This is a genomic window from Serratia sp. GW822-FHT06E05 (assembly GCF_058799445.1).
Map to the genome: position 1 here is coordinate 1 of NZ_JBXALM010000018.1, position 5413 is coordinate 5413.

The 5413-nt window shown below is 48.3% G+C and carries 5 protein-coding genes, 4 tRNA genes and 1 other RNA gene; 8 read left to right on the forward strand and 2 right to left on the reverse strand.

Annotated elements, in window-relative coordinates; translation table 11 throughout:
* The first annotated feature begins 481 nt into the window (after nt 1–481).
* Nucleotides 482–1519, forward strand: coding sequence for a UDP-N-acetylmuramate dehydrogenase (gene murB / locus AC1RKC_RS24045; RefSeq protein ID WP_493092787.1), 1038 nt, complete (start codon nt 482–484; stop codon nt 1517–1519).
* Complete coding sequence (gene birA, locus AC1RKC_RS24050) at nt 1516–2478, forward strand: bifunctional biotin--[acetyl-CoA-carboxylase] ligase/biotin operon repressor BirA (protein ID WP_046374700.1); 963 nt, start codon at nt 1516–1518, stop codon at nt 2476–2478. The genes murB and birA overlap by 4 nt, the downstream gene beginning before the upstream one ends.
* Nucleotides 2479–2523: 45 nt before the next feature.
* Here birA and coaA read toward each other — a convergent pair whose 3' ends face one another.
* Nucleotides 2524–3474 (reverse strand): type I pantothenate kinase, encoded by a 951-nt coding sequence (coaA, locus tag AC1RKC_RS24055; RefSeq protein ID WP_020828749.1) that lies wholly within the window; start codon nt 3472–3474, stop codon nt 2524–2526.
* A 220-nt stretch (nt 3475–3694) separates the two neighbouring features.
* Complete coding sequence (locus tag AC1RKC_RS24060; RefSeq protein WP_261136866.1) at nt 3695–4243, reverse strand: GNAT family N-acetyltransferase; 549 nt, start codon at nt 4241–4243, stop codon at nt 3695–3697.
* Between the two features lie 399 nt (nt 4244–4642).
* Between AC1RKC_RS24060 and AC1RKC_RS24065 the strand changes: the two genes are divergently transcribed.
* The 6 genes from AC1RKC_RS24065 to AC1RKC_RS24090 all read left to right on the forward strand — a co-directional run.
* Nucleotides 4643–4718, forward strand: a tRNA-Thr gene (locus tag AC1RKC_RS24065).
* A 24-nt stretch (nt 4719–4742) separates the two neighbouring features.
* Nucleotides 4743–4827, forward strand: a tRNA-Tyr gene (locus AC1RKC_RS24070).
* Between the two features lie 46 nt (nt 4828–4873).
* Nucleotides 4874–4988: non-coding RNA, RtT sRNA (locus AC1RKC_RS24075), on the forward strand.
* 37 nt (nt 4989–5025) lie between these two features.
* Nucleotides 5026–5100 (forward strand) — tRNA-Gly (locus AC1RKC_RS24080).
* A 6-nt stretch (nt 5101–5106) separates the two neighbouring features.
* Nucleotides 5107–5182, forward strand: a tRNA-Thr gene (locus tag AC1RKC_RS24085).
* A 109-nt stretch (nt 5183–5291) separates the two neighbouring features.
* A partial coding sequence (locus AC1RKC_RS24090) for a GTP-binding protein (RefSeq protein WP_004957728.1) occupies nt 5292–5413 on the forward strand: 122 nt, incomplete at its 3' end.

Consider the following 5413-nt stretch of genomic DNA (forward strand, 5'->3'; position numbering starts at 1 on the left):
GTCTCCCCATGCGAGAGTAGGACACTGCCAGGCATCAATTAAGCCAAGAGGCCATCCGCAAGGATGGCCTTTTTGCTGTGTGCGAAAGAAAAAAGGCGAAGCCAGGCTGGGCCTTGTTAGCCGATAATCTGCACTTTCCTACGAATAAATTCCTGCCAGTTATATTCGCGATTATAAATATGGTTAATGTTTAAAAAACATAGCTGTTTTCAGATGAATGTAAATCAGCCCTAATTGGATTGGTTTGGCTCTCAACAATAAGCGCTCCCACCAAGAAAAACTTTTATTAATCATCTTAACCATTATCTCTAATGTATTACCTAATTAATTTATATAGAAATTACCTTATAAAACAATTAGAAATATTTCATCTATGGATGATCTCCAGATAAAAGCAATATCAATGAAAACAAATATTAGTCTGACGTACCGAATCGAGTAGACTAGGTGGAGGTTCATTTCCGTATAGGTATTTATCGTTATGTCTACTGAAGGCGCGTCATTAAAAAACCACAATACCTTTGCGCTCCCGGTCAACGCAGCGCATCTGGTCATTGCCAACACTATCGAATTAATGATCAAGGTTTGGCAGAAAACGCAGAAGCGCCAAGAGCCGCTGCTGGTACTCGGTGAAGGAAGTAACGTCCTGTTTCTTGAAGACTTTGCCGGTACGGTCATGATCAATCAATTGAAAGGCATTGATATCAGAGAAGAAAAGGATGCCTGGTTCCTCCACGTCAGCTCAGGTGAAAATTGGCATGGCCTGGTTTGTCGGACCCTGGATATCAGCATTCCTGGCCTGGAAAATTTGGCTCTGATCCCTGGCCTGGTCGGCTCTGCCCCCATTCAGAATATCGGCGCCTATGGCATCGAGCTCAAAAGCGTATGTGACTACGTTGATCTGTTGGATCTGAGTACGGGAGCCATCGATCGCATTTCAGCGTCAGATTGTGGGTTTGGCTACCGTGAAAGCATTTTCAAACATCATTTTCAGAAGGGGCACATCATTGTTGGCGTAGGCTTGCGCCTGAACAAACAATGGAACCCGATGCTTAATTATGGCGATCTGGCAAAACTGGATCCGCAAACGGTGACCCCACGTCAGGTCTTTGATTCAGTGTGCGCTATGCGTCGCAGTAAGCTGCCGGATCCTAAGGTGATGGGTAATGCCGGTAGTTTCTTCAAAAATCCGTTGGTCAGTAGTGAAAAGGCCGCTGCGCTGATGCTCGAATATCCTGGTATGCCGCATTACCCACAGCAGGATGGTCAGGTGAAGCTGGCAGCTGGCTGGTTGATCGATCAGTGTGAGCTGAAAGGTTATCGTATTGGCGGTGCGGCGGTACATAGTCAACAGGCGCTTGTTCTGGTTAATGTGAATAGTGCCACCAGTCAAAACGTGATCGCCTTGGCTCGCCATGTGCGTAATACCGTAGCGAAAAAGTTTGATGTCTGGTTAGAGCCAGAAGTACGCTTTATCGGTAAGGATGGCGAGTTGAATGCCATAGAGGTTCTGTCATGAAGGATACCAAAGTTCCCCTCAAGCTGATTGCAATACTGGCCGATGGTGGTTTCCATTCAGGCGAGCACCTTGGTGAATTACTGGGGATGAGCCGCGCAGCCATTAACAAGCATATACAGACCATCCGTGAGTGGGGCCTGGACGTGTTTACCGTACCCGGAAAAGGCTACAGTCTGCCTGCTCCAATCCAATTGCTGGATGCCGAACGTATTCTCAGCCAATTGGCAGATAAGCGTGTCACCGTGCTGCCGGTCGTGGATTCTACCAACCAATACCTATTGGAGCGTATTGCTGAGCTGCAGTCGGGTGATGCCTGTGTCGCTGAGTATCAGCAAGCCGGACGTGGTCGACGTGGACGCCAATGGATATCTCCATTTGGCGCCAATCTCTATCTTTCAATGTTTTGGCGCCTCGAGCAGGGGCCTGCCGCCGCAATGGGTCTGAGCCTGGTGATTGGTATAGTGATGGCCGAAGTGTTGCAAGGCCTCGGCGCGCAGGATGTCAGAGTCAAATGGCCGAATGATTTATATCTTAACGATCGTAAGTTGGCTGGGATCTTGGTCGAATTGACAGGGAAAACCGGTGATGCGGCACAGCTGGTCATCGGTGCAGGTATCAATTTGGCGATGCGTGAAACTAATGCCAATGCCATTAATCAAGGCTGGATAAACCTGCAGGAAGCGGGAATTAATATCGATCGCAATGAGCTGGCCGCGACTTTGCTTAATGAGCTACGCCAATCGCTGCGTCAGTTTGAGATTGAGGGTTTGACTCCCTTTATTTCACGCTGGCATGCGTTGGATAACTTTATTGACCGGCCTGTTAAGCTATTAATCGGTGAGCAGCAAATATTCGGCACTGCTCGCGGTATCGATCAGCAAGGGGCATTATTGCTTGAGCAAAATGGTGTTATTAAGCCATTCATTGGCGGGGAAATATCGCTACGTAGCGCAGAGTAAATTATTATTAATAAGGGGCTCTAAGGCCCCTTGTCGCTAATGAAATTACTTTCTCAAACGAACACTCTCGACTGCATGATTAGCACTTTTGGTCATAATCAGGCTCGCACGTTCGCGTGTTGGAAGGATATTTTCCTGTAAATTCAATCCATTAATTTCATTCCACAGCTGAGTGGCTATATTAACAGCCTCAGGTTCTGGCAGCTTGGAATAGTTATGGAAATAAGAATCAGGATTAGAAAACGCTCCCTGACGGAATTTAAGGAACCGGTTAATGTACCAGGACTGTAACAGTTCTTCCGGTGCGTCGACATATATAGAGAAATCAACAAAGTCAGAAACAAATACGCGATGCGGATCATGAGGATAGTCCATACCGCTTTGTAAAACGTTGAGCCCTTCCAAAATAAGAATATCCGGCTGCTCGATGACTTTATTTCCTTCAGGAACAACATCATAAATCAAGTGGGAATATACCGGAGCAGTGACGCGTTTGGCGCCGGATTTCACTTCAGAAACGAACTTGACCAGGCTGTGCATATCGTAAGACTGCGGGAAACCTTTTTTCTTCATCAGCCCGCGTTCGTTCAACACTTTATTGGGATGCAGGAAACCATCAGTGGTTATCAGCTCAACGCTACGGTGTTCCGGCCAACTGCTAAGCAATGCCTGTAATAAACGTGCGGTGGTACTTTTGCCTACAGCAACGCTGCCGGCGATGCCGATAACGTAGGGGATTTTTTGTCCATCGGTTCCGAGAAATTGCTCGAGTACGGCCTGACGGCGCAGGTTGGAACTGATATAGAAGTTCAGCAACCGCGACAGCGGCAGATAAATCTGAGCCACCTCTTCCAAAGAGAGATCTTCGTTAATCCCTTTCAGTTTAACAATCTCTTCTTCTGACAGTGTCAGCGGCACCGAATCTCGCAACGCAGCCCACTGGGTACGATCGAACTGAAGATAGGGCGTCGCTAAAGATTGATCTCTTTTTATCATAAGCCAAATTCTGCCTGTTAACGCAGGTTGGGAAAGGCGCCGGACGCCAACTCCAGATAATAAACAAGCTGCATATTATAGACAGCTTCGTTTTTGGCGTAGACTTTTTTCGCAAAAGTTATCGATTGGCGGCAGTTTATGTCAATTGTGAGAAGCGGCGCGCAGTTGATGGCAGAGGCGTTGCAAAGCGGTATCGCTAGGAAATGATACCGCTTTCATGCTAGCTGGCGATGGCAGGGGAGGTTTGGTTAACCGCGAACAGGCGTTTGTAGTAAATGACTGTCGGGTGATAGTAGCCATCGGGTGCGGCGGCATAGTCAGGTAACTCTCCGAGACAGCGATAGCCCAATGAGCGATACAGCGCCTCTGCAGCGGACCCTGCCTGCGTGTCGAGATAAAGCAGGCCGCGCTGTTGCTGAAGTGCTGACTGTTCCAATGCTTTCATCAGGGCTTGTCCGACACCGTTACGACGTGCCCGGCTGTGGACTAATAGTTTTTGTACTTCAGCCCGGTTGCGTCCATTCGGTTTCTGGCACAGCTCCAGTTGTACTGTGCCAATGACGCCGCGCTCGTCTCTGGCAATCCACAACAACAGCTCTCCTTTGGCCAAGGCAGGCCTCAGGCTGTGGAAGTAACTCTCGGCGTCTTCATGCGGGATCAGTGTGTCGTAGCCCACTGAGGCCCCATGCATTACCGCATCGGTCAACAGGCGAGCCAGTTCATTTCGGTAAATGGGCAGCGTGGCGGCATTAATCAGGACAATTTTCATCGGTCATTCCTCCTGGGTGAAGGGGGTAATGAAGGCTAGCAATAATTGCGCCAGAGCGGTGGTGGGGGCTGTGGCGGCGAAAGCGGTGAGAAATAATGATAGTTGATGTCATTACGTGGGGCACTCATCCCTTTTTTGGTGCATCGATATCACTCACAGTTTCCTGTTTTGGGTTTACGGATTTGAGATAACGGGCACGGGGAAAGAAAGGGTCAATACTTGCAAAAAGTGGATTAAATTGTAGAGAATGATGCCTGCAGTTGATGAATCTTTGCACGCTACGCGCAGTAAATTGCAATACACCGTGCAAAATTGGGTGATTTGTGAGCGAAAGTGCAACTAACGCAATTTTTTTGTTGCATAGGTCGTCCGGTCTACCTAGAATGCGCTGCACTTGATGCCGGCTTAGCTCAGTTGGTAGAGCAACTGACTTGTAATCAGTAGGTCACCAGTTCGATTCCGGTAGCCGGCACCAATCAAGTCACAGTAGTTAAAATCTGGTGGGGTTCCCGAGCGGCCAAAGGGAGCAGACTGTAAATCTGCCGTCACAGACTTCGAAGGTTCGAATCCTTCCCCCACCACCATATCTTGCCTTAGGCAGTTAACTGGCCAGCGATAACCTCGCAACGGTTGACTTGCAGAAGGAGAAGGTGAAAGCCTTCGCAAGGTTCGAGTTGTAGAGCGCATAGCGCAAACAACTCGAAGGGTGAGAGTTAAGCGATAAACAATCCTTCTCCTCCCTTAAAATTCTACAGAAAAGTCAGGTAGCCGAGTTCCAGGATGCGGGCATCGTATAATGGCTATTACCTCAGCCTTCCAAGCTGATGATGTGGGTTCGATTCCCACTGCCCGCTCCAAGATGTGCTGATATAGCTCAGTTGGTAGAGCGCACCCTTGGTAAGGGTGAGGTCGGCAGTTCGAATCTGCCTATCAGCACCACTTCTTATTATCTCGCCCCCTGATTTTCTTTCTGTTCTGGATTCAACAAGCAAATGCTTGGTTGATGTGGTGATACCACCGATTTATCCGTGTCTTAGAGGGACAATCGATGTCTAAAGAAAAGTTTGAACGTTCAAAACCGCACGTTAACGTCGGTACTATCGGCCACGTTGACCACGGTAAAACTACCCTGACTGCAGCAATCACCACCGTTCTGGCTAAAACCTACGG

Coding starts and splice junctions, on each gene's coding strand:
- murB (WP_493092787.1), top strand. CDS start 482: ATGTCTACTGAAGGCGCGTCATTAAAAAACCACAATACCTTTGCGCTC.
- birA (WP_046374700.1), top strand. CDS start 1,516: ATGAAGGATACCAAAGTTCCCCTCAAGCTGATTGCAATACTGGCCGAT.
- coaA (WP_020828749.1), bottom strand. CDS start 3,474: ATGATAAAAAGAGATCAATCTTTAGCGACGCCCTATCTTCAGTTCGAT.
- AC1RKC_RS24060 (WP_261136866.1), bottom strand. CDS start 4,243: ATGAAAATTGTCCTGATTAATGCCGCCACGCTGCCCATTTACCGAAAT.